Annotated in this window: 21 protein-coding genes; 7 read left to right on the top strand and 14 right to left on the bottom strand. The window is 73.8% G+C overall.

Translation table 11 applies throughout. The features are described 5' to 3' along the window. Positions 1–8 precede the first annotated feature (8 nt). Positions 9–1037 carry a hypothetical protein gene (locus E6U81_RS01435; RefSeq protein WP_136228183.1) on the bottom strand — a complete coding sequence of 343 codons (1029 nt, stop codon included), beginning with the start codon at positions 1035–1037 and terminating at the stop codon, positions 9–11. 264 nt (positions 1038–1301) lie between these two features. Between E6U81_RS01435 and E6U81_RS01430 the strand changes: the two genes are divergently transcribed. Further along, complete coding sequence (locus tag E6U81_RS01430; protein ID WP_136228182.1) at positions 1302–2579, top strand: alpha/beta hydrolase-fold protein; 1278 nt, start codon at positions 1302–1304, stop codon at positions 2577–2579. Here the strand turns inward: E6U81_RS01430 and E6U81_RS01425 are convergent. Next, positions 2557–4038 carry a carboxylesterase family protein gene (locus tag E6U81_RS01425; protein WP_136228181.1) on the bottom strand — a complete coding sequence of 494 codons (1482 nt, stop codon included), beginning with the start codon at positions 4036–4038 and terminating at the stop codon, positions 2557–2559. The two genes, E6U81_RS01430 and E6U81_RS01425, sit on opposite strands and share 23 nt — an antisense overlap. 99 nt (positions 4039–4137) lie before the next feature. Here E6U81_RS01425 and E6U81_RS01420 point away from each other — a divergent pair, with 99 nt between their 5' ends. After that, positions 4138–4458, top strand: a complete 321-nt coding sequence (locus E6U81_RS01420; protein WP_136228180.1) for a hypothetical protein — start codon at positions 4138–4140, stop codon at positions 4456–4458. A gap of 94 nt (positions 4459–4552) precedes the next feature. Next, positions 4553–4840: a chaplin gene (locus E6U81_RS01415; protein ID WP_136228179.1), complete on the top strand. Its 288-nt coding sequence runs from the start codon at positions 4553–4555 to the stop codon at positions 4838–4840. A gap of 115 nt (positions 4841–4955) precedes the next feature. Here E6U81_RS01415 and E6U81_RS01410 read toward each other — a convergent pair whose 3' ends face one another. The 8 genes from E6U81_RS01410 to E6U81_RS01375 form a co-directional block, all read right to left on the bottom strand. Beyond that, positions 4956–5819, bottom strand: a complete 864-nt coding sequence (locus tag E6U81_RS01410; protein ID WP_136228178.1) for a tyrosinase family protein — start codon at positions 5817–5819, stop codon at positions 4956–4958. Positions 5820–5849: 30 nt separating this feature from the next. Beyond that, positions 5850–6218 carry a tyrosinase family oxidase copper chaperone gene (locus E6U81_RS01405; protein ID WP_136228177.1) on the bottom strand — a complete coding sequence of 123 codons (369 nt, stop codon included), beginning with the start codon at positions 6216–6218 and terminating at the stop codon, positions 5850–5852. Between the two features lie 59 nt (positions 6219–6277). Beyond that, on the bottom strand, positions 6278–6817 hold the full coding sequence (locus tag E6U81_RS01400; RefSeq protein ID WP_136228176.1) for a GNAT family N-acetyltransferase: 540 nt from the start codon (positions 6815–6817) through the stop codon (positions 6278–6280). A gap of 16 nt (positions 6818–6833) precedes the next feature. Further along, positions 6834–7448, bottom strand: a complete 615-nt coding sequence (locus E6U81_RS01395; protein WP_136228175.1) for a trimeric intracellular cation channel family protein — start codon at positions 7446–7448, stop codon at positions 6834–6836. Between the two features lie 157 nt (positions 7449–7605). Next, positions 7606–8634, bottom strand: coding sequence for an alpha/beta hydrolase (locus E6U81_RS01390; protein WP_206309807.1), 1029 nt, complete (start codon positions 8632–8634; stop codon positions 7606–7608). A gap of 64 nt (positions 8635–8698) precedes the next feature. Beyond that, positions 8699–9832 carry an acyl-CoA dehydrogenase family protein gene (locus tag E6U81_RS01385; RefSeq protein ID WP_136228174.1) on the bottom strand — a complete coding sequence of 378 codons (1134 nt, stop codon included), beginning with the start codon at positions 9830–9832 and terminating at the stop codon, positions 8699–8701. Then, a complete protein-coding gene (locus E6U81_RS01380; protein ID WP_136228173.1) occupies positions 9829–11034 on the bottom strand; it encodes an acyl-CoA dehydrogenase family protein in 1206 nt (401 codons plus the stop codon). The genes E6U81_RS01385 and E6U81_RS01380 overlap by 4 nt, the downstream gene beginning before the upstream one ends. Then, a complete protein-coding gene (locus E6U81_RS01375) occupies positions 11031–12005 on the bottom strand; it encodes an NADPH:quinone oxidoreductase family protein (RefSeq protein ID WP_136228172.1) in 975 nt (324 codons plus the stop codon). The genes E6U81_RS01380 and E6U81_RS01375 overlap by 4 nt, the downstream gene beginning before the upstream one ends. Positions 12006–12216: 211 nt before the next feature. Here E6U81_RS01375 and E6U81_RS01370 point away from each other — a divergent pair, with 211 nt between their 5' ends. Next, positions 12217–13335, top strand: coding sequence for a hypothetical protein (locus E6U81_RS01370; protein WP_136228171.1), 1119 nt, complete (start codon positions 12217–12219; stop codon positions 13333–13335). 108 nt (positions 13336–13443) lie between these two features. Further along, positions 13444–14385: an SDR family oxidoreductase gene (locus tag E6U81_RS01365; RefSeq protein ID WP_136228170.1), complete on the top strand. Its 942-nt coding sequence runs from the start codon at positions 13444–13446 to the stop codon at positions 14383–14385. A gap of 30 nt (positions 14386–14415) precedes the next feature. Here E6U81_RS01365 and E6U81_RS01360 read toward each other — a convergent pair whose 3' ends face one another. Continuing rightward, positions 14416–15249: an enoyl-CoA hydratase/isomerase family protein gene (locus tag E6U81_RS01360; RefSeq protein ID WP_136228169.1), complete on the bottom strand. Its 834-nt coding sequence runs from the start codon at positions 15247–15249 to the stop codon at positions 14416–14418. Between the two features lie 68 nt (positions 15250–15317). Next, positions 15318–16082 carry a PIG-L deacetylase family protein gene (locus E6U81_RS01355; protein ID WP_136228168.1) on the bottom strand — a complete coding sequence of 255 codons (765 nt, stop codon included), beginning with the start codon at positions 16080–16082 and terminating at the stop codon, positions 15318–15320. Between the two features lie 18 nt (positions 16083–16100). Here E6U81_RS01355 and E6U81_RS01350 point away from each other — a divergent pair, with 18 nt between their 5' ends. After that, entirely contained in the window at positions 16101–16919 is an 819-nt protein-coding gene (locus E6U81_RS01350; protein WP_136228167.1) for an MBL fold metallo-hydrolase, read from the top strand. A 33-nt stretch (positions 16920–16952) separates the two neighbouring features. On the opposite strand, the gene E6U81_RS01345 is transcribed toward E6U81_RS01350, so the two are convergent. Then, complete coding sequence (locus tag E6U81_RS01345) at positions 16953–18707, bottom strand: DNRLRE domain-containing protein (RefSeq protein ID WP_136228166.1); 1755 nt, start codon at positions 18705–18707, stop codon at positions 16953–16955. 119 nt (positions 18708–18826) lie between these two features. Further along, on the bottom strand, positions 18827–20140 hold the full coding sequence (locus tag E6U81_RS01340; protein WP_136228165.1) for an alpha/beta fold hydrolase: 1314 nt from the start codon (positions 20138–20140) through the stop codon (positions 18827–18829). Positions 20141–21308: 1168 nt separating this feature from the next. Here E6U81_RS01340 and E6U81_RS01335 point away from each other — a divergent pair. Continuing rightward, complete coding sequence (locus tag E6U81_RS01335; RefSeq protein WP_136228164.1) at positions 21309–21602, top strand: hypothetical protein; 294 nt, start codon at positions 21309–21311, stop codon at positions 21600–21602. The last annotated feature ends 27 nt before the right edge of the window (positions 21603–21629 follow it).

The raw sequence follows: 21629 nt of genomic DNA, 5'->3' as shown, positions 1-21629 counted from the left end.
CGGCCCCCTCATCCGAGGAAGGCCGGGGCGAGGGCCGAGTCCATCAGCCGGGCGGGGGCTCCGCTCCCGTCGGCCGGCACGGCGTACAGGTCGGCGCCGAAGTCCCCCGGCAGGGAGTAGACGACCGTCCCGCGGTCCGTCCACACCACCTGGTCGTCGACGCTGCGCTCCTCTGCGAGCCGGGTTTCCGCCCCGGAGGCCAGGTCCAGGACGTGCAGCCGCCAAGGCGCCTCGGCCGGCAGGCCCGCCACCCGCTTCTTGAACACCACCCGGGTCCCGTCGGGGGACAGCGACGGACACTCGACGTTCTCGCGCAGGGTGGTCACCGTGCGCCCGGCCAGGTCGCCGCGGACCAGGTGGGTCCGGCCGCCGGTGGCCATGGTCGCGTAGAAGGTGCGCTCGTCGTCGGCGAAGGTCACACCCCAGAAGTTCACGTCGGCGCTGCGGTACGGCCTGCCGTCCTTGTGGATCGTGAAGTCCTCGAGCGAGGCGTCGAACCTGCCGGTGCGCAGGTCGAGCACCGAGGTCCGCGTCGAGAAGTTCGTGCCCGCGTACGAATCCCCGCCGACGAAGACGGTCCAGGCGGCCAGGTGCCCGCCGGGCGACACCCGGGCGCGGGTCGGGATCCCCGCCAGTGGACGGGCGGCGACCTCCTTGAGGCGGGCGTCGAGGACGACGGCCCGGTAGCCGTCCTGGGCCCCGCTCCCGTCGGCCCGGAGGCAGATGCCGGTGCCGCCGGCCGCGTGGAAGCGCAGGCAGCTCACCCCGGAGGCGGTGCGCGCCCGCTCCGGCGCGTCGGCAGGAACCGCTGCGAGCTCGTCCCGGTGCGGACCCCAGGCCATGTTGCGGAAGACTATCCGGCGGCCCCCGCCGTCCGGGGCGAGCGAGACCTCGCCCGGGGCGGTGCGCGGGCCGTCCGCGCGGGCCCGGTCCTTCTCCCCGGCCGCGGAGGAGGCCCGCAGGACGGCGAGCAGGCCGACGGTGGTGAGCACGGCGAGGGCGACGGCGAAGATCAGGATCCGGCGCTGCAGGGTCATCGGCTGACTCCGGGCGGTGGGCGTTCCGGGAGCGGGGCGGGGGCACCCTACCCAGGGGCACGTGCGGGAGCCAGGCATGTGCGCCCACCGGATCGCCGCCTCGCGGACCCCCGCGGTCACCGGGCAATGGGCTGCCCCAGGAAACCCCAAGAGAAGGGAAAGTGCGGAACCCCGGGGTACTTTCGTTCATCTTTCGAACGGAAGAACCGAGACGTCGGACCACCCGCCCCTCTGGGGGCAGCACCAGCCGGAGAGCCACCGCACATGTCGTACGCACCCGAGGGGCAGCAGCACCAGCCTTACAGGCCGGAGGGGCAGAACCCGCAGCCGCCCTACGGCGACCAGTACGGCCGGCCGCACGGTCAGCAGCCGCACGGACAGTCCCCGTACGCGGAGCAGCAGTACGGCGGCCACCCCCAGTCGTACGACCCTCAGCCGCAGGGCCAGTGGGAGCAGGAGCAGCCCGAGCCCCCGCGCGGCAGGTCCCGGGGCCGGCGCTGGCTGATCGCCGGTGTCTCGGTCCTCGCGCTCGCCGGCACAGCCGCCGGCGTCATGGCGTACTACGAGATACCCCCCTTCACCGACAAGGGCTCGGCGGTGTCCTTCGGACAGGACGGGGGCGGCAAGGGCTCCGGCCAGGGCGGCGCCGGAGCCCAGCAGCCGGCGAACTCCAAGATGCTGATGCCGACCGGGCCGGCGGCCGATTTCAAGAACTCGATGACCCTGGCCGACGGCACGCACGTGGCCGTGACCACCCTGGACGGCAAGAAGTCCGGCTTCAAGGGCAAGGTCTGGGTCTGGGCCCCCAAGGAGTACAACGACCCGAAGTTCGCCAAGAGCGGCTTCCCGGTCATGATCGCCCTCCCGGGCGGCGCCGGTTACCCGAGCAACTACTGGATGGGCACCGACCTCGGCCTCCAGACCAGCATCAGCAAGTGGTACGCGGAGGGGAAGAGCAAGCCCTTCCTGCTGGCCATGCCGGTGCTCAACCCCGGCCCGGACGACAAGGGCGTCTACTGGGACGGCTCCGACATCCCCGGCCAGCCGAAGATGGGCACCTGGCTGACCGAGGACGTCCCGGACCTGATGAAGGCGAATTTCCGCACGGTGAAGTCGCGTGACGGCTGGGCCTTCATGGGTTCCTCCACCGGCGGGTTCGCGGGCATGAAGGCCGTGCTGAAGCACCCGGACAAGTTCAAGGCCGTGATCGCCTCCGGGCCGGACATCGTTCCGGACTCCTCGCTGTGGAAGGGCCACGACAAGGAGAAGGCCGAGAACAACCCGGAGCTGCTGGCCAAGCAGCTCATCGACACCAAGGGCCCGGACGTCTACATCGCCTTCCAGGTCGGCGACAACGAGAGCAACAAGAAGACCCTGCCGGACGTGCAGAAGTTCATCTCCACCTTCGGCAACAAGGGACCCGTGCACACCAGCCTGCGGGTGATCCCGGGCGGCCAGCACAACGCCAAGACCTACGTCCCGAACATGGGCGAGGGGCCGATCCAGTACATCAGCAAGGTCATGGAAGGACCGGTCGAGTAGCCGCCGGCTCCTCCGCCAGCTCCGGCTCCGGCCCGCCGAACAGCTTCGGCGGGCCGTCGCCGTTCCAGGGCGCCCAGCCCGGGTCACCCGTGGTCGCGAACCGCACCCACGCCCCGTGCATCTCGTCGGCCAGCTCCTGCGGGGTCTCCCGCCCGGCCAGCCACCCGGCCTCGGGCACGGACAGGGTGTCGAATACGAATCCGAGCTCCAGGGCATGGCAGGACCCGAGCCCGGGCACGCCCGAGCACCAGGCGAACTCGTACAGGAAGCTCGGCGCCGCCCGCCGGGCCCCGGCCAGCCTGCGCAGCGGATCGCGCAGCAGCCGGTCGGTGAACAGCTGCCCGGCGAGCTCGGCCGGACCGGCAGCCGGCCGGGCGGTGCGCAGCGCCGCCACGGCAGCCCGGTCCTTGCCGGTCCGGGTGCGGGCCAGTGCCACGGCGAGCGGCCCCATCCGGTCCAGCAGCCGCATTCCGCCGGTCGGGGCGAGCCAGAGCCGGTACTCCTCGGTGGTCCATCCGAACAGCAGCGGCACCGCGCCGGACGCCGGGTCCTCTTCGTCGGTCAGGGCGTCGAGGGGGTCCAGGGGCAGCGTGTCCGGGTCGACGACCAGGCCGAAGGCGGGTCCGCCGAGGAGGGGGCCCGATCGGCGCAGCACGGCGGCCTGGGCGGCCATCAGGTCGGGCAGGGAGGCGGCGGTGAAGGCCGCGGCGGTGGCCTCCACCTTCAGCAGCGAGGCCATCCGCCGGACCATGGCCCGCACCCGGGGGCGCGGCAGGGCCTCGGGCGCCCCGCTCTGCAGGACCGCCCGGTGGAAGAGGCCGGCAGCGCGGGGGGCGGCCAGGAGGGCGCCGATGCTGATGGCTCCGGCGGATTCGCCGAAGAGGGTGACGCGGGCCGGGTCTCCCCCGAAGGCCGCGATGTTGTCGCGGACCCATTCGAGGGCGGCGATCTGGTCCAGCAGGCCGCGGTTGGCGGGTGCGTCGGGGAAGAGCCCGTACCCGAGCACGCCGAGGCGGAAGTTGAAGGAGACCAGCACGACGCCGTCGCGGGCGAAGGCGGATCCGTCGTAGACGGGCACGGCCGAGGAGCCTCGGGTATGCGCCCCGCCGTGGATCCACACCATGACCGGCAGGCCGGCGCCGGGGGCCGGCTCGGGGGTCCAGACGTTCACGTTCAGGCAGTCGTCGCCGGGGATCACCGGGTCGGGCAGCAGGGCCGCGAACGTGGGCGGGTAGGGCACCTTGGGGGCCGTCGGCCCGAAGGCCGCGGCCTCCCGCACGCCGTCCCAGGCGGCCGGAGGTGCGGGTGGTGCCAGGCGGAGGGCGCCGACGGGTGGGGCCGCGTACGGGATGCCCAGGAAGACGGCAATCCCGTCGGCCCCGGTGCGGCCCTCGACCAAGCCGGCCGCGGTCTCGACCCGCGGCCGGCCGACGCCGGCGGCGACGCCCTCTGCACTCATCCCGTCCTCCTGCTGCTGGTACCGGTCCCGCACGCTCGCACAGCCGTCCAACGGGTGACAAGGCGTGACCGGTCCGGGGACTGGCCCGGTTGGACGGGCATGCGAATCCTGCGTATCCACCACACTCTGCCCGTCCTGCTGCTGGCGGGCATCTCGTGCGCCGCCGGTCCGGCCCATGCCGCGGGGCCGGATTTCCAGTACGTCGGCCGGGACGACCGGGTCCACGGGCTCACCGCGCCGCGGGGCTGTGTGGCGGCGGAGGGCGGAGGCGGCCGTGCGGTCACCAACGCGACCCGCGGCTCGGCCACCCTCCACGAGGGGCCCCGCTGCACGGGCCGGGTCGTCGCGGCGCTGCGGCCCGGGGAGTCCGTTCAGGTGCGGCCCTCCTTCGCCTCGGTGGCCTTTCCCGTCACCGGGTAGGCGCAGCGGCCGTGACCCCTCGGCCTTCCCAGCGTTGTATGCCATGTCAAATGCCACAGATTCTGTGGCACCCCAATCTCACGAGGAGATCTTGATGTCGCGTATCGCGAAGGCATTCGCCATCACCGCTGTCACCGGTAGCGCCGTGGTCGCCGGTGCGGGCCTGGCTGTCGCCGATGCCGGAGCGCACGGTGCGGCGGTCGGCTCCCCCGGTGTCCTGTCGGGCAACCTGCTCCAGGTCCCGGTGCACGTCCCGGTCAACGTCTGCGGCAACACGGTGAACGTGATCGGTCTGCTGAACCCCGCGTTCGGCAACACCTGCGTCAACGCGTCGGGTGGCGGCGACAACCACCACACCGAGGGTGCGGGCTACGGCCACTGATCGCCTGCTCGACCGAAGGGCCCCCGCCGCTCGGCGGGGGCCCTTCCCCTGTGCCCTGCTGCCCGGGCCCGGCTCTCCCCGAGGCTCTCCGAGGCTCCCCGCGCCCTCGCGGGGATCATTCGTAGCGGTACAGCCCCTGGTGGCCGAGAGCCTCGCGCGGGGTGAGGTTCCAGGGCGGCATCGGCTCGTCGAGGGCGATCACCCGGCCGCGCTGGAGGTCGCCCAGTGCCAGGGGCGCCGCTGGCAGGTAGCCGGAGCGGGGGTGCTTGCGCTGCCAGCGGTCCCAGATCAGGTCGACGAAGGCGTGGTGCAGCCAGAACGCCGGGTCGTTGGGCGCCGTACCGCCCGTCATGTGGCCGCCGATCCACTGGTGGACCTTGTTGTGATTGCGCCAGCGCTCGCTCCTGGGGGCCGCCCAGCCCTCCAGCTTGTTGCGGAAACCGCCCGCCGTGGCCGTGGAGTCCCAGGGCGAGACGTCGTAGACCGGGTCGTCGATCGCCCACTGGAGTTCGGCCGGCGTGGGCAGGGCGATCGGATTCTGCGGCCGGCCCAGGTTGCGCGTGAGGAAGGCGGCCTCCGTGATGCCCACGGTCACCGTCCAGTTGCCCTTGTCGTAGGCGAACGGCCCGGTCATCACCTTGCGGTCGGTCGCGCGGCCGGTGCCGCCGAGGAAGTCGTCCGCCCAGAGCGAGGAGACCGGGCTGGTGTCCGTGGTCCAGTCCCAGTAGGGCACGGACACGCCCGGGTCGAGCTGCTGCAGCTGCTTCTCGAACTCCAGCAGGTAGAGCCGGTGCCACGGGAAGAAGGACGGCGACATGTGCCCGACGCGCAGCTTGCGGTCCCGGTCGGGCACGAAGTACTTGTCGTGGGTGCGCACCAGTGCGTCGTAGGCGCCGCTGCGCTTCAGCTCCAGTACCGCCGCGGTGAACCGCTTCTTCTGGGCGCTGGTGAGGTTCTTCTGGTTCTGCCGGACGTGCAAAGCGTGGGTCCTCCCGTTCCCGTGGGTCTGTCAGCCGTGGTGCGGGGCTGCGAACGCCAGCTGGGTCGTGCCCAGTTCGTCGACCGCGGCCCGGGCCACTTCCAGTGGGGTCGCATAGGACTGGAAGTGGTTGACGCCGCTCAGGTAGCTGCCGTCGGCCCGGCGCATGACGTGCAGCGGGCGGCCGTCGATGCGGACCCCGGCGACGTCCACGGCGATGTGCCGGCCGCGGTAGGTCTCCTCCTCGGCGAGCGGCGCCGGCGTGAGGGTCTGCCGCGGCCGGCGGGCGCGCAGCACGGGCGCCAGGGCAGCCCCCGTACCGGCCAGCACGGCCGCGGTGAACGCCGTACGCAGGAGAGCGCGTCGGGTCAGAGGTGCGGCGGCGGTTGCTGCGGACATGCGGTCTCCCTCGCTCGGTGGCCGGCGGCTACGGGTCTAACGCCGCGCGGCGGGCGAGGTCACCGGTGGGCGCTGCCGAGCTGCTTGTAGAAGAGGGTCGTCGGGTGCAGCCGGCCCGCGGGGTCGGTGGCGTAGTCGGGGATGGTGCCCGCCTCCGTCCAGCCCGCGGAGCGGTAGACGCGCTCGGCGCCGCTGCCGGTCTCGGTGTCCAGGAACAGCAGCAGCACGCCGGCGCGGACGGCTTCGGTCTCCGCGTGCGCGAGGAGGGCGCGGGCGGTGCCGCGGCCGCGGGAGGCCGGGTGGACCATGAGCTTGCGCAGCTCGGCGCGGTGCCGGCCGTTGGGCTTGGACTCCCGGTACCAGCTGACGGTGCCGTCGATGGGGCCGCCGGTGCCGGCGCGGGAGACCCACAGGGCGAGGGATCCGTCCTCGACGGCGGGCAGCAGGGAGTCCCACCAGGCGGCAGCGGCCGTGTGGTCGAGGCCGTCGAGGAAGCCCAGCGAGGAGCCGCCCGAGACCACGGCGTGCAGGAGGGCGGCGAGTTCGTCGCGGTGGGTGCGCAGTCCGGTCGCGGACAGGCGGGTGATCACGGCGGTCATGCGGCGAGCATAGGGATCAGTCGGGGACGTGCCGCAGGCGGGGCAGGTGCAGGTCGCGGAGGATCGCGGCCATCCGCAGGGCGAAGACCAGCCCGGCGGAGACGGCGGTGCCGGCGCTGTCCGGGACTCCGGCCGAGTGCAGGGCGAGGTAGGCGGCGGCGCCGGCGAGCGCGGCGGTCGCGTAGACCTCCTCGCGCAGCAGCAGGGGCGGGAACTCGCCGCACAGGACGTCGCGGACGACCTCGCCGGTCACGCCGGTCAGTACGGCGAGGATGAGGACGGCGACGGGGGTGACGTGCGCGTCGATGGCCGCGCGGGCGCCGATGACGGTGACGACGGCGAGGCCGACGGCGTCGAGGACCATGAGGGTTCGCTGCGGGAGCGTGCACCGCCGGCGCAGGTGGAGCATGGTCGCCACGGCGACGGTGGCGATGACGGTGAGCAGCAGCCAGTCGTGCGTCCAGTAGAGCGGGTGCCGGCCGAGGACGAGGTCCCGCAGGGTGCCGCCGGAGATGGCTGCGGCGAAGGCGAGGACGATGCCGCCGAAGGGATCCATGCCGGCGCGGTGCGCGGCCAGTACGCCGGAGGCCGCGAAGGCGGCGATGCCGAGCAGGTAGAGGGCGTGCAGCACGGCGCCTCCTTCACGGGGGGGGGGTGGGGGTCGGGGCGACCCGTCGAGGCTGCCGCATCCGGCGCCGCCGCCGCATCGGCCGTCCGGCCACGGCGGACCGGGCGGCCTCGGCCGAAAGGACGAGCGCGGGGCTGCCGGCGGACCGAAGGCGGCCCTGTCAACGCCCTTGCCCCTGTGCCCCGTCGCGTACCCGGTCGACCACGTCGCGTACGGCGTCCGACACGGTCCGGGGCCGTTCCACGGCGATCCCGTGTCCGCTGCGGGTGTCGGTCACGTGCCGGGCGTGCAGTTCGGCGGCGAGCCGCCGCTGGGCGGCCGACCAGGCCGGCCAGGTCGAGCCGCCGCGACCCACCCGCAGGTCCCACGGTTCGTCGGAGCTGAGCACGGCGGCGGGCAGGGGGCGGGAAAGCGGGGGCGCACGCCGGATCTCGGCGACACTGGCCGGGTAGTCGGGTACTTCGAGGCCTTCCGGCCCCTTCGTCGCGTCGATCGTGCGCATCCAGTCCGACCACTGGGCGGGTGTCAGGGTGTCGCGCAGGTGGGTCGAGGCGCCGTCGACGGTGACCAGGCCCGCGACGCGGGGATCGCCGGTGCGCGCGGCCAGCGCGGTGATCATCGCTCCCCATGACGCTCCGACCAGGACGTACGGGCCGTGCTCGCCGGCCGCGGCGAGCACGGCCCGAAGGTCGGCGACCCCGTCCGCAGCCGTGGTGGGCTGCGGCACCGCGGTCGTGGGGCCCGGCCGGTCGTCGAACCTCGTGGTGCCGGGGCGGTCGTAGGCGCACACCCGGGTGAAGGAGGCGACCGTCGGGAGCACCGCGGACGGGCTCTGCACCGGGGCGGCTTCGGGGTGGGCGGGGTCGGCGGTGTGGGTCCATTCGTCCGCGGCGCCGCGTGCTCCGGACACCAGCACCACCGTCGGCGTGCCGCTGCCCCGGCACTCGACGTGGACCCGGCGGCCGCCGGGGAGGGTGACCGTGCCCGCGAAGTCGTCCCGGGAGGCACGGTCGGCGGACGGGTCCGTACCGTCCCGGGCAACGGTCCGGGCCGCTGCCGGACCGGCCGGGGCCAGGGCCGGGACGGCCGAGAGGGCCGAGAGGGCCATCGCGGCCGCGATGGCCCGGGCGGGACGGCTGGGACGGCGCGGCGCGGTGCGCGGCGGCGGAGCCCGGCGTGGTGCGGGCATGCGTCCAGTCTGGCACCCGCCGCCCCGGGACGCAGCCGCCGCACGACCGGACGCCGGACAACCCCTACGGTGCGGGGAGTTCCGCGAAGTCGGCGACCAGGCCGCGGTGGTGGCCGGCCGTGCCGAGGGCGAGGGAGTCGGCCTTGGCCCGCTTGAGGTAGAGGTGGGCAGGGTGTTCCCACGTCATGCCGATGCCTCCGTGGAGCTGGACGCACTCCTCGGCGGCGCGGACGGCCACCCCCGAGCAGTAGGCCTGGGCGACGGCGACCGTGAGCGGTGCGTCGGGGGCTCCGGTGGCGAGGGCGTCGGCCGCGGCCCTGGCCGCCGCCCGGGCGGAGGCCACGTCGAGCCAGAGCCGCGCCAGACGGTGCTTGAGGGCCTGGAAGGAGCCGACGGGCCGGTTGAACTGGTAGCGGCCCTTGACGTGTCCGACGGTCTCGGTCAGGCACCACTCGGCCAGCCCGACCTGCTCGGAGGCGAGCAGTCCCGCGGCGGACAGCAGCGCTCCCGCGACGGCCGCGCGGGCCGTGGCGGGGTCGGCGAGGCGGGTGCCCGGGGCCGCCTCCAGGGTGACGGTGGCGAGCGGGCGGGTCAGGTCCAGCGGAACGAGCGGGGTGACACCGGCTTCCCCCGCACGGACCGCGTACAGCCCGGTGTCGGCCAGGACCAGCAGGACGTCGGCGGCCACCGCGTCCGCCACGGCGGTGACCGTGCCGGTCAGGGTGCCCCCGCCGGAGTCCAGCACGGGGGCCGGCAGGCGGGCCCCGGGGGCGAGGGTCAGCGGCAGGGCCGGGGCGCAGACGGTGCGTCCCGAGGCCAGTTCCGCCAGCAGCGGGACGGCTTCGGCCGTGTCGCAGGCGAGCAGGATCTCCGTGGCGAGCACGGCGCTCGTGAGGTACGGGACGGGCGCCACGGCCCGGCCCAGCTCCTCCAGCACCACGGCCGCCTCGCGGTGCCCGGCGCCCTGCCCGCCGAGCTTCTCGGGTACCAGGAGCCCCGCCGCGCCGATCCCGACGGCGAGGGTGTGCCACAGCGCCGGGTCGTGCGGTCGGCCCGTCTCGGCCCGGGCGAGGATCCCCTTGGCGTCGCACCGGTCGGCGAGGAGCGAGCGTACGGCGGCGCGCAGCTCCTCCTCGGCCTCGGAGTAGAGGAGGTCGGCGGGGGCCGCCGGCGCTGTCGGTGCCGTCGGTACCGTCATCGGGAGAGGTCCTTCCATGCGAGGTCCTTGTCGTCGCGCGGCTCGGGGGGCAGGCCGAGGACGCGTTCGGCGACGATGTTGAGGAGGATTTCGCTCGTGCCGCCCTCGATGCTGTTGCCCTTGGAGCGCAGGTAGCGGTAGCCGGCGTCGCGGCCGGTGAAGTCGACCAGTTCGGGCCGGCGCATGGTCCAGTCCTCGTACAGGAGGCCTTCCTCGCCGAGGAGTTCGACCTCCAGGCCGCTGATCTCCTGGTTGAGGCGGGCGAAGGCCAGCTTCATGCCCGAGCCTTCGGGGCCGGGCTGGCCGGCGACCAGCTGCTGGCGCAGCCGCTCCCCCGTGAGGCGGGCGACCTCGGCCTCCACCCACAGCTCCAGCAGCCGCTGGTGGAGGGCGTGGGTGCGCAGTTCGGGGCGTTCGCGCCAGGCCGCGGCGACGGGTGCGATCATGCCGCCCTCGCGGGGGATGCGCATGCCGCCGATGGAGACGCGCTCGTTCATGAGGGTGGTGCGGGCGACCGCCCAGCCCTCGCCGACGGCGCCGAGGCGGTGGGTGTCGGGGATGCGGACGCCGGTGAGGAAGACCTCGTTGAACTCCGCCTCGCCCGTGATCTGGCGCAGGGGCCGGACCTCGACGCCGGGGTCGTGCATGTCGCACAGGAAGTAGGTGATGCCCTGGTGCTTGGGCAGTGCCGGGTCGGTGCGGGCGACGAGGATGCCCCAGCGGGCGTTGTGGGCGCTGGAGGTCCAGACCTTCTGGCCCTCGACGGTCCACACGGCGGCGCCTTCGTCGAGGACGGCGCGGGTGGCGAGCGCGGCGAGGTCCGATCCGGCGCCGGGTTCGCTGAAGAGCTGGCACCAGATCTCTTCGCCCACCCACAGGGGGCGCAGGAAGCGACGCTTCTGCTCCTCGGTGCCGTACGCGAGGATCGTGGGCGCGGCCATGCCGAGGCCGATGCCGATCCGGCGGGGGTCGTTGTCGGGGGCGCCGGCGGCTTCCAGTTCGGCGTCGACGACGGCTTGGAGGGACCGGGGCGCGGCGAGTCCGCCGAGGCCCTCGGGGTAGTGCACCCAGGCGAGTCCGGCGTCGAAGCGGGCGCGGAGGAACGCGGTGCGGCCGGTGTCGGCGGGCGGGTGCGCGGCGAGGAGTTCCCGGGTGCGGGCGCGCAGCGCCTCGGGGGTGGTGGGGGCGGCGCCGGCGGTCATCGGGCGGCCCCGTCCGGGTCCGGTACGACGACCAGGCGGCCGGTGGTGGTCCCGTCGGCGACGCGCTGCACGGCGTCGGCGGCGGCCGCGAGCGGGACGCGTTCGCTGACCAGCGGTTTGACCGCGCCTTCGGCGGCGAGCCGGGTGAGCTCGGCGTGGCAGGCGAGGATGGCGGCGGGGTCCTTGGCCGCGTACAGGCCCCAGTGCAGGCCGAGCACGGAGTAGTTCTTCACGAGGGCGTGGTTGAGGGCGGGAGCGGGGACGGTGCCGCTCGCGAAGCCGACGACGACGATGCGGCCCTCGAAGGCGACGCATTTGGCGGAGGCGGTGTAGGCGTCGCCGCCGACCGGGTCGTAGACGACGTCGGCGCCGCGTCCGCCGGTGAACTCCTTCACGCGGGGGGCGATTTCCTCCGCCGTGCGGTCGATCACCAGGTCGCAGCCGAGTTCCTCCGCGGTGCGGGCCTTGGCCCTGCCGCCGACGACCCCGATGACGGTGGCTCCGGCGGCCTTGCCCAGCTGGACGGCGGCGCTGCCGACCCCGCCGGCGGCCGCGTGCACGAGGAGGGTCTCGCCGGCCCGGAGGCGGGCGCGGCGGTGCAGGCCGAACCATCCGGTCTGGTAGCCGATGTGGAGGGCTGCCGCCTCGGCGTCGTCGAGGGTGTCCGGGGCGGGCAGCAGGGCGCGGGAGGGCGCGGTGACGTACTCGGCGAACCCGCCGTGCGGCAGGCTCGGGTTGGCGATGACGCGGCGGCCGTCCTCGGTCTCGCCGCAGATCTCGACGCCGGGGGTGAAGGGCAGCGGGGGCTTGATCTGGTACTGCCCGCGGGCGAGCAGCGCGTCGGGGAAGTTGACGTTGGCGGCGAGGACCCGGAGTTTCACCTCGCCCTCGCCGGGGACCGGTTCGGGAACCTCTTCGAGGCGCATGGCCTCGCGGGGCTCTCCGGGGGTATGTACTCGCCATGCCTGCATCCGGGGCCTCCAGCCGCCGTCGAGGAATCACGCTCCGGGCGCATACTAAGCGGTCGCTTGCCCTCCTGTGAACCGCCGACAGGCACGGACACCGTCCGGATCGAAACAACACACGTCATTTCAGGCCACATTCGCCACATGATCAGGCAATATGTGGCGTGCACGTGTCATGACTCAACGGGGAACTGCACCTGTCCAGGGGGACCATCACATGAGAAGAAGCACGTCCGCGGCCGCAGCCGCCATCGTTCTGGCGGGCCTGGTCACGGCGGCCGGCCCGGCCGCCGCGGCGACCGGCGCGAAGTGCACGCCGAAGATCCAGGTTCTGGGCTCGATCGGGGACGAGTCGTACACACGCGACATCGACCAGAGCCAGGGCGTCTTCGACTTCGGCACGGACGGCCTCGCCGTCGGCGTCTCGGGCCACAAGCCCGTCTACTGGACCGGCACCACGGTGCACCGGGTCCCGCTGACCGACCCGAACGCGTCGGGCCGGGTGATCGCCGTCAACGCGCACGGCCTGATGGTGGGCATCCTCCACGGCTCCGGGGTCCACACCCTGTTCACCTACCAGGCGGGCGCCGCGGCGATCACCCCGCTGCCGGACGGCTACGCCCACGACGTCGAGGCCGACGTCAACGACGCCGGGTACGTGGTGTCCCGCTCGGACAGCGGGCCCGGTGCCGTCTGGAAGGACGGCCAGAAGGTCCGCGAACTGCCCGTCCCGGCCGACGCCGGCCCGGGGACCCGGATCACGATGGTCACCGGCATCAACAACCACGGTGACATCCTCGGCATGGCCACGCAGGACTACGAGGTCCCCGAGACCGGCGCGCACCTGGAGGGCACCCGCCCGGTGGTGTGGCCGGGCGACGGCGGCGCCGCCCGGCTGCTGGATCCCACGATGAACGACAGCTACGTCCAGGACCTCGACGAGAGCGGCCGGATCGTCGGCTACGACTGGTCCGGACCGTGGCACGAGTACCGGACCTGGGTCTGGGAGTCCCCGGTCGGCGGCCCCGGAACCTCGCCCGGGGGTCTGAGCTCGCACCCGTACGCCACGTTCGAGGCGATCAGCCCGACCACGAACCTCAGCGTGGGCACGGCCAAGTTCCACCCGGACGAGATGACCCTGCCGGACCAGGCGCTGCTGCGGTCCGGTTCCGGCCCGGTCAAGGCCCTGCCGCGGCTGGCCGCGGGCGGGGCGAGCATGGCCGACGCGGCGTCGGACGCCGACCGGGTCGGAGGGGCGGCCGTGAACGCGAAGGGCAAGCTCAAGCCGGTGATCTGGACCTGCGCGACCCAGCAGGCGTACAACCCGGGCAGCTGAGCCGGATCCGCGGGCATGCCGCCCCTGCCGTCCTTGCGGGACCGGGCCGGCCGGGACGGTGCCTCCCGGGGATGGTGATCTGAGCGCCCGCGCGCTATCGATGGGCGCATGGAGAACCCTCAGCGCGGCCTGCCCGCGCCGCCGCCGCTCGGTGCCGCCGCCCTGCCCCCCGGTACGTACGCGGGGCAGGTGGTCCTCGTGACCGGCGGCGGCACCGGGCTGGGCAAGGCCGTGGCCATCGAGTTCGCGCGGCTCGGCGCCGATCTGCTGATCGCGGGCCGGCGCTCCGAACAGCTCAAGGCGGCGCAGGACGAGCTGGCGGCCGTACCGGGCGCGGGCCGGGTGACCGCCGCCGTCTGCGACATCCGGGACCCCGAGCGGGTCGCGGAGGTCTTCGACGCGGCGCAGGCGGCGCTCGGGCTGCCGGACGTCCTGGTCAACAACGCGGCCGCCAACTTCCCCTCTCCGGCGGAGGACCTCTCCCCGAACGCCTGGCGGGCGGTGGTCGACATCACCCTGTCCGGCACGTGGTTCATGACCCGCGAGTTCGGCCGCCGCCACCTCGCCGCGGGCACCCCCGGTTCGATCGTCAACATCGGTGCCTCGTACGCCTGGACGGGCGGCCCGGGCTTCGCCCACAGCGCCGCGGCCAAGGCCGGGGTGAAGAACCTCGTGGAAACCCTCGCCGTGGAGTGGGGCCCGTACGGCATCCAGATCAACGGGCTCGTCCCGGGCCTGTTCCCGCACGCCGACATGACCGCGGACATCCGCGGCGGCCTGGAGCGTGCCGCGCCCGGCGCCAAGGACGCCAGGCAGCCGGCGCTGCGGGTCGGGGTGCCGCGCGAACTGGGCTGGGCCGCCACCTTCCTGGCCTCGCCGTACGCCCGGTTCGTCACCGGCCACACCCTGGTCGTCGACGGGGCCAACTGGCAGCGCCGGACGGTGGTCAGCCCCGAGGTGGTCACGGTACGCGAGCAGCTGGGGCGGGGGCCCTTCCCCGCCGGACCGGTCGAGCCCCGGCCGGCGGCTCCGCCTCCGGCCGGCACGTAGAGCCGGAACGGGCGTGGCGGTCGCGGACGGTCAGCCCCCGGTGAAGCGGGGCGGCCGGCGCTCCGCCTTGGCGCCGTAGCCCTCGCGGGCGTCGTCCGAGGCGAGGGTGAGGGCCGCGGTCATCGCCACCCGGTCGAGGGCGGCGGGGAGGGCTGCGTCGGCGTAGGCGTCGACCGCGCGCTTGATGCCCTGGACGGCGAGGGGTGCGTTGGCGGCGATCTCCGCCGCCAGGGCGTGCGAGGCCGACGCCAGTTCCTCCGGTTCGACGAGGAGTTGGACCAGGCCCAGCCGTTCGGCGGTGGCCGCGTCGATGCGGCGGCCCGTCAGGGCCAGGAACTTCGCCCAGCCCACACCCGCCTCGCGGGCGATCCGCAGATCGCCGCCCGCGTCGACCGCCACGCCCAGCTGGGCCTCGGGGAGGGCGAAGACGGCGTCGCGCGCCGCCACCCGGATGTCGGCCATCAGGGCCAGCTCGAAACCGAAGCCGAGGCAGTAGCCCTGGACGGCGGCCACCACCGGCTGCGGGAGCCGGGCGAGGACCGCGAAGCGCTCGTGGACCCAGCGGATGCCCTCGTAGTAGTTGCGGGTGCGTTCGGCGGCGGATCCGCCGGTGATGCCGCCGCCCGGGGCGGTCACGTCGATACCCGCGCAGAAGGCCCGGCCCTCGGCCCGCAGCAGCACGGCCCGCACCGAGGGGGCGAAGCGGATCCGGTCCGCGAGCAGACCGAGCTGCCGGGTGGACTCCCAGCTCCAACCGTTGAGTTTGTCCGGGCGGCAGAGGGTGAGGACCGCGACGCCGTCCGCGACCTCCAGGCGGATCCGCTCCTCGCCCTCCGCGATCTCCGTGGAGATGGTGTCGATCACCTTGTCCCGCACCCCCGGCCCCGACGGCTGCCAATATTTGATGGGTCGTCAGGTTAGGGGTGGCAGGGTCAGCGGGGGAAGACCTCGAACGCGACCGCCGGGCGGCCGCCGAACCGCGCCGCCACCCGCTCGGCGTTGCCGGTGAGGAAGGTACGGACGTACTCCTCGGGGTCCTGGTCGGTCAGCGCCTCGATGTAGGCCTTGTGCTCCATCAGGGACAGCACCGAACGCTCCAGGCCCGGACCTGCGTCGGCCGCGTGCGTGGGGGTGCTGGTTCCGGCCACCGCCACCCAGCGGACCCCGTTCCACGGCTCCAGGCCCTGCTCGGAGATGAGCTCCGGGAAGATCCACCGGTTGCCCGCGTCTGCGGCCGCGTCCAGGGTGGCCCGGCCGACGGCCTTGTGATCGGGGGTGTTCCAGTAGCCGCCGCCCTGCTCCCCGCCCCACGTGTCGCGGTGGTTGAGGGTGATGACCAGCTCGGGGCGGTGCCGGCGGATGGCCGCCGCGATGTCCCGGCGCAGGCCGAGACCGTACTCGACGATCCCGTCGCGGTGGTCGAGGAACTCCACCGCGGACACTCCGACCACGGCGGCGCTCGCGCGCTGCTCCGCCTCGCGCAGCGGGGCGCAGTCGGCGGGGGCGAGGGAGTCGATGCCCGCCTCACCGCGGGTGGCCAGGAGGTAGACCACCTCCCGGCCGCCGTCCGTCCAGTCCGCGATGGCGGCCGCGCACCCGTACTCCAGGTCGTCCGGGTGGGCGACGACGGCGAGGGCGCGCTGCCAGTCGGTGGGCATGGGCTCCAAGGGAGCCTGCTGATCGCGTTGTTCGGTCATGCGTCGCACAATAGGCGAATGGACCGTCACGGGCTGGTAGTGGCCCTTCTCGATGCCGGTGGGACCTTCTTCGAGCCCGCCCGTACGGCGTTCCCCGGAGCGGACGAGGCCGACTGGGCGCGTGCGGCACTGCTGGATCCGGGAGCCGCCGGTCCCGGTGGCGCCTGGCGACTGGACTTCCGCTGTTTCGCGATCGCACGGCCGGGGGGCCGGTGGGTGCTGGTGGACGCGGGGGTCGGGCCCGCGGACGGGCCCGCCGCCGGGTGGGCGCCGGTGCCCGGGCGGCTGCCCGACGCCCTCGCGGCGGCCGGCATCGCGCCGGACGACGTGGAGACGGTGGTCCTGACGCACCTGCACGAGGACCACGCGGGCTGGACCTCGGGCCCCGGCGGGAAGCCGTTCTTCCCCGCCGCGCGCCACGTCGTACAGCGGGCGGAGGTCGAGGCCCTCGACCGGGCCGACCCGGTGTGGGAGTGGACGGTGGCTCCGCTGCGGGAGACCGGACAGCTGCACGAGGTGGACGGGACGCACCGGCTGGGGACGGGCATCACCCTGCTGCCGACGCCGGGCCACACCCCCGGCCACCAGTCGGTGCTGGTCGAGCAGGGCCCGGCGGGCCGGGACGTGCTGGTCACCGGTGACGTGCTGGTGCACGCGGTGCAGCTGGCCAATCCGGCGGTCCCGTACTCGCACGAGCGCGACCGGGCCGCCGCGCGCGCCTCCCGCGAGGGGCTGCTGGCGCGGGCGGCGGAGAGAGCTGCCCTGCTGGCCACGGCCCACCTGACGCGCCCCTTCGTGGAGGTGCCGGCCCGCACGGAGCCGGGCCGGCCCCACTGAACGCGGGTGCCGGCCGGGCGGGTTGACGTGAGGTCAGCCGACGGGCCGCGGCGTCGCGTCGATCCCGGCGGCGGCCGCACGGAACCAGACGGTCTTGCCGTCGGCGCCGACGGCGGCCAGGTCGGCGAGGCCGTCGCGGTCGAAGTCGCCGGCCGAGACCAGCGTCGGGTAGGCGGTCCGGCCGAGGCCCGAGCCGATCTTCACGCGCTGCGCGGAAGCCCAGCCCGTCGGGTCGAACCGACCGGCGGCGTCCTTCGTCCCCCGCACGGCGAACAGGTCGCCCGAGGTGTCGTCGCGCACCCACAGGTCGGTGGCGCCGTCGCCGTCGGTGTCTCCCGGCACCAGGACCGAGACGCCGTCCCAGCCGCCGTCGCCGACGAGGACCGGGGCACCGTTCATGTCGAGGTAGCCGGAGCGGCTGCCCGCGTACGCCCAGAGCTTCGTGCCCTGCTTGACCAGCAGGTCGGGTTCGCCGTCCCCGCCCAAGTCGCCCGCGTCGGCGATGTCCTGGGCGTCGGACCAGTGGTCGGTGCCCTGCACCGGGTCGCTCTCAAGAGCGCTGAGGACCATGCCGTCGTGCGGACGGACGCTGCCGAGGCCGTTGTTGGGGAATACGCGGATCTGCTTGGCCCCCGGTCCCGGGACGGTTTCGAGCACCAGCAGGTCGTTGTAACCGTCCTCGCCCCAGTCGCCGCCGGCGGCGATGCGGCTGCCGGGGGCGAAGGAGGCGCCGGCGTCGACCGGCGCGGCGAAGGTGCCGTCGGCCCGGCCGGCCGAGAAGCGGAGCCTGCCGTCGGGGTCCAGGGTCCACAGGTCGCGCAGACCGTCGCCGTTCAGGTCGCCGGCGGCGTCGCGGACCCCGCCGTTGCCGAGGGCCCAGAAGCGGTAGACGGCCTGGTCCGAGCGCCGCCCCGCCTTGTCGAGGCTGTACGCGTAGATCGTGTGGGGGCCGGAGCCGGCGGGGGTGATCACGGCGTCGGCACCCGGCGCCACCGTGACCTCCCGCGGGTCGAAGTCCGACCAGTACACGATCTTCTCGATGTTGCCGGCGCCGCCGGTGCCGAACGTGAACCTGCCCGGTGTGCGTGCCTTCCCGGTCCCGGCGGGGACCCCGTTCGAGGCGTCGGGGAACTCCGGGGAGCTGATCACCGGCGGCACGGGGCGGCCGATGGTGGTCTCCAGTTGCGCGGTCCCCGGGGCGAAGCGCTTCCAGGCCGAGGAGTCGGACTCGTCGGAGGCGAACAGGCCGACGGTGACCGATGCCTGCGACGCCGCCGCGGCCTCCTTCACCAGCGCGGTGGCGTCGAACTCGAGGTCGCCCGACGCACAGCCCTCCCGGCCCTTGGCGTCCGTCACCGTGGCCAGCCGGACGCCCTTGGCGGGCTGGAGCTTCCACGTGGTCTGCGCGGAGACGGCGCCGACGCTCCACAGCTCCACGGGACGGCCGGTGCAGGACGCGGCCCCCGTGTTGGTGATCCTGAAGGTCGCTCTGGAGACCGTGGCGCCCTTGAGCGCGGTGGTGTCCAGGCGGAGGTAGGCGCGGGACAGCCCCTGGGCGCCGCCCTCGTTGCCGACGCGCAGGTCCTCCGCGGCGTTCCAGTAGGAGCGGTTCGGGTTCTTCTTGGACACGCGCGTCCAGGCCTGCGCGCCGACGGGGGTCTCCCCCGCCCCCGCGGCGCTGACGGCCGGGGCGGCGAACGCAACCGGCGCCGCTCCTGCCGCCGCGCCGGTCACGGCCAGTCCGCCGGCCAGGGCCAGCGAGACGGCGCTCGACATCCTTCTCGACATGCACGCTCCACACTTGGGTCGGATTCTCAGGGACGAGGACCCACCCTAACCACGTGATCAACTTCTGCGAGAACGATTATTTCGAGGCCCCATCACACCTCTGAACTGCGTGGACGCCGTCAGACGGCGTCGTCGTGGACGAGGGACAGCAGGCGCTCCAAGACGCGGGGGCCGCCCGCGCGCAGGCCGTCGTGCTCGAACTCGTCCGTCACCCAGGTCCGCAGGCCCCGGATGGCGCGGGCCGTGCGCAGCGAGTCCTCCACGTCCACGTACATGTCGTCGTGGTAGATCGCCGCGGCAACCGGCACCTCGTTGGCCGCCAGTCGCTCCGGGTCGTAGAGCGGCTGCCAGCCCGTACGGGCGGCCAGCAGGTCGGCGGTCTCGCGCAGCGGGGCGAGGGCCGGGTCGGTGGTGAAGTGCCAGGGGTGGATGGTCTCGCCGGTGAAGAGCAGGGGCTCGTCGCCCGTGAGGGCCTTGCGGGCGTCGAAGCGGGGGTGCTCCGCCCGGACGCGGTCGGCGGCCCAGGCCGTGGGGGCGGCCGGGTCCTGGGCGTAGATCGCCTCGTGGACCAGCGCGTAGAGGGGGTGTCCGGCGAAGGAGAGGAGGGCGCGGGTGCCTTCCAGGAAGGCGTCGGAGAGTGCCGGTCTGGAGGGGGTCGGGACGAAGGCGTCCTCCAGCAGGTAGTGGAGCTGGTGGCTGCCGTCGCCGCCGCCGAGGAGGATGCCGAGGGACTGGAAGGCCTCGACCGTCAGGACGTGGCCGCCGGGGAGTTCGGCCGGCCGCTCCGCGAGGTGGGCGGCGATCCGGCGGGCCCGCTCGACGTCCATCGGGTAACGGGCGTAGTGGGCGGCGTTCTTGCGCTCGATGCGCGGGTAGGCGGCCCGGTAGACCTCGTCGGCGGTGGCGGTCAGCGACGGGAGGCCGCCGGTGATCAGGGCGGCGGCGAGGCCCTCGGGAGCGCTGGAGAGGTACCGGACCGTGCAGAAGCCGCCGAAGCTCTGGCCGAGCACGGTCCAGGGCGCGCCGCCGGTCAGCTCGTGGCGGATCGCCTCGGCGTCGCGCACGATGGAGTCGGCGCGGAAGTGCGCGAGGTGCTCGGCCTGCTGCGCGGGGGTGCCGCGCAGGGGCAGTGTCTGCCGGTTCAGCGGGGTGGACCGGCCGGTGCCGCGCTGGTCCAGCAGCAGCACCCGGTAGTCCTGCAGGGCCCGCTCCAGCCAGGCCTGCCGGCCGACGAAGCGGCGGGCGCCGCAGCCGGGGCCGCCCTCCAGGTACAGCAGCCAGGGCAGGGTCTGCGGGTCCTTGCCGGTGGCGACCACCTCGCGGCCGTACAGCTCGATCCGCTCCCCGTCCGGGCTCGCATGGTCCAGGGGGACGGAGAACCGGTGGTCGGTGAGGACCGTGCCGGGCTGGCGGTAGCTGTGGACGACGGTCACGGACGGCCCCCAGGGATACGAGGTACGGAAGTTCCGCGCCCCGGGCCGGGTGAGGCACGGAAGGGCGCGGCGGACCGCCCGAGTCTAGGCCGCGTCCGGGGCGCAGGGTGCTGTGGGGCTTACAGGCGTGCGGCTCCGCCCACGGGTGGGCGAGGAGGCGCGTCCAAGGCCGTTCGCCGCCTCCGGGGTCTCGGAGGGCCCGAACCCGGTCCCCTGGTGCGCGCCGTCGAGGATGGCCTCGCGAGCCTCGATGCGGTCGCCGGGGTCGATGCCCTCGGGGTCGATGCCCTCGGGGTCGATGCCCTCGGGGTTGGTGTGCTCGAGAATGCTGAAGTCCTCAAGGGTTGTCGGACGAGAGGCGGATCGGCCTCATGGTGCCGTTCCGCTTCTCGTGGTCATCGGCCCCGCAATCGCATCACCGGAGTATGACGTTCAGCCACTGGCCAATGCGGGGACCGCGCCGTCAACGCGCTCGCAGGCCACGCCGATCCCGGGAAGCCCTGCCGGCGGTCCTCCCGCCCCTGAACGCCCGCCTGCCTCCGGTCCTGACAGCGCCTGCGGGAAAGACGTATCCAGCGGGATGAGCCTGGGCCGCCGTCGGACGGGGGCGGCGAGTCCATTTCCCGCTGGCCCAAAGGGCGTGGGGACCAAGTGATGTCACGGACGCAGTCGACCGGTACCTCTTCGGCTGCCCGTTTCCGGCCGCCTCCTGTGCGAATCGGACCACCAACCCCAGCGGCCGCCGAGGAGCCGTGGAAAGGACCGGTGGAGGATGTCGCGGCTCTGCCCTCCCGGCTGTTCGGTCAACGGGCGAGAGGAGTGCAGCGTTGGGAGTGTCAGGCAACGGTACGGCCGTCGGCAGTGTGTCCGCGGTGAACAACACCGGTGTGGCAGGCTTCGGGTATGACCAACCGAAAGGCCCATGCCGCGTAGGGCCCCCAGCCGACTCCGCCGAGCGACGCCTCGTCGCGGCCGTCGCTACCAGAAGCAGAAGTCGCCTGCCCTGCGGTCTATTGCAGAACAGCAGACGATCTTGGCGGTCGCCGCGGAAATGGCCGTCGCCGCGCTGTCGGCTCCCGATCCGTACCCGCGCTCGCGAAGCTATGTGAACGACACTCGGCTGCTCCGCAGGCACCGGGCCGGCCTTTGGGTGCGCCTCAGGGAACTGATGGCCGAGCGTGGTCTCGCTCCCGACCGTTCCGTTCTCGTTCACCTCTACCCGGACGGGCCCTGCACCGAGACCGGCGTCCTCCTGTCGGACGGTGGCCGGGTCTACGACTTCGAGCTGACGTACGACCGGGAGAAGGCCGGCGCCGACCGCTGGGCCAACATCGCCTACTGGCACGACATCACCGACCGGTGGCAAGAGAAGCCCTTCAGGCAAGAGATCAGCGACGCCTTCATCTGGCGGCCGCCCGTATGCTGCACGATCCTTGCCGCTGACGAGGCCACCACCGCGTAGCTGTCAGGAGGAACGCCCACCACCGCC

The organism is Streptomyces sp. A0592, from assembly GCF_004795115.1.
GTDB classification, from domain to species: domain Bacteria; phylum Actinomycetota; class Actinomycetes; order Streptomycetales; family Streptomycetaceae; genus Streptomyces; species Streptomyces erythrochromogenes.
The sequence above is the reverse complement of the archived record's forward strand: the minus strand, read 5'-3'. Positions and strand labels throughout refer to the sequence as shown.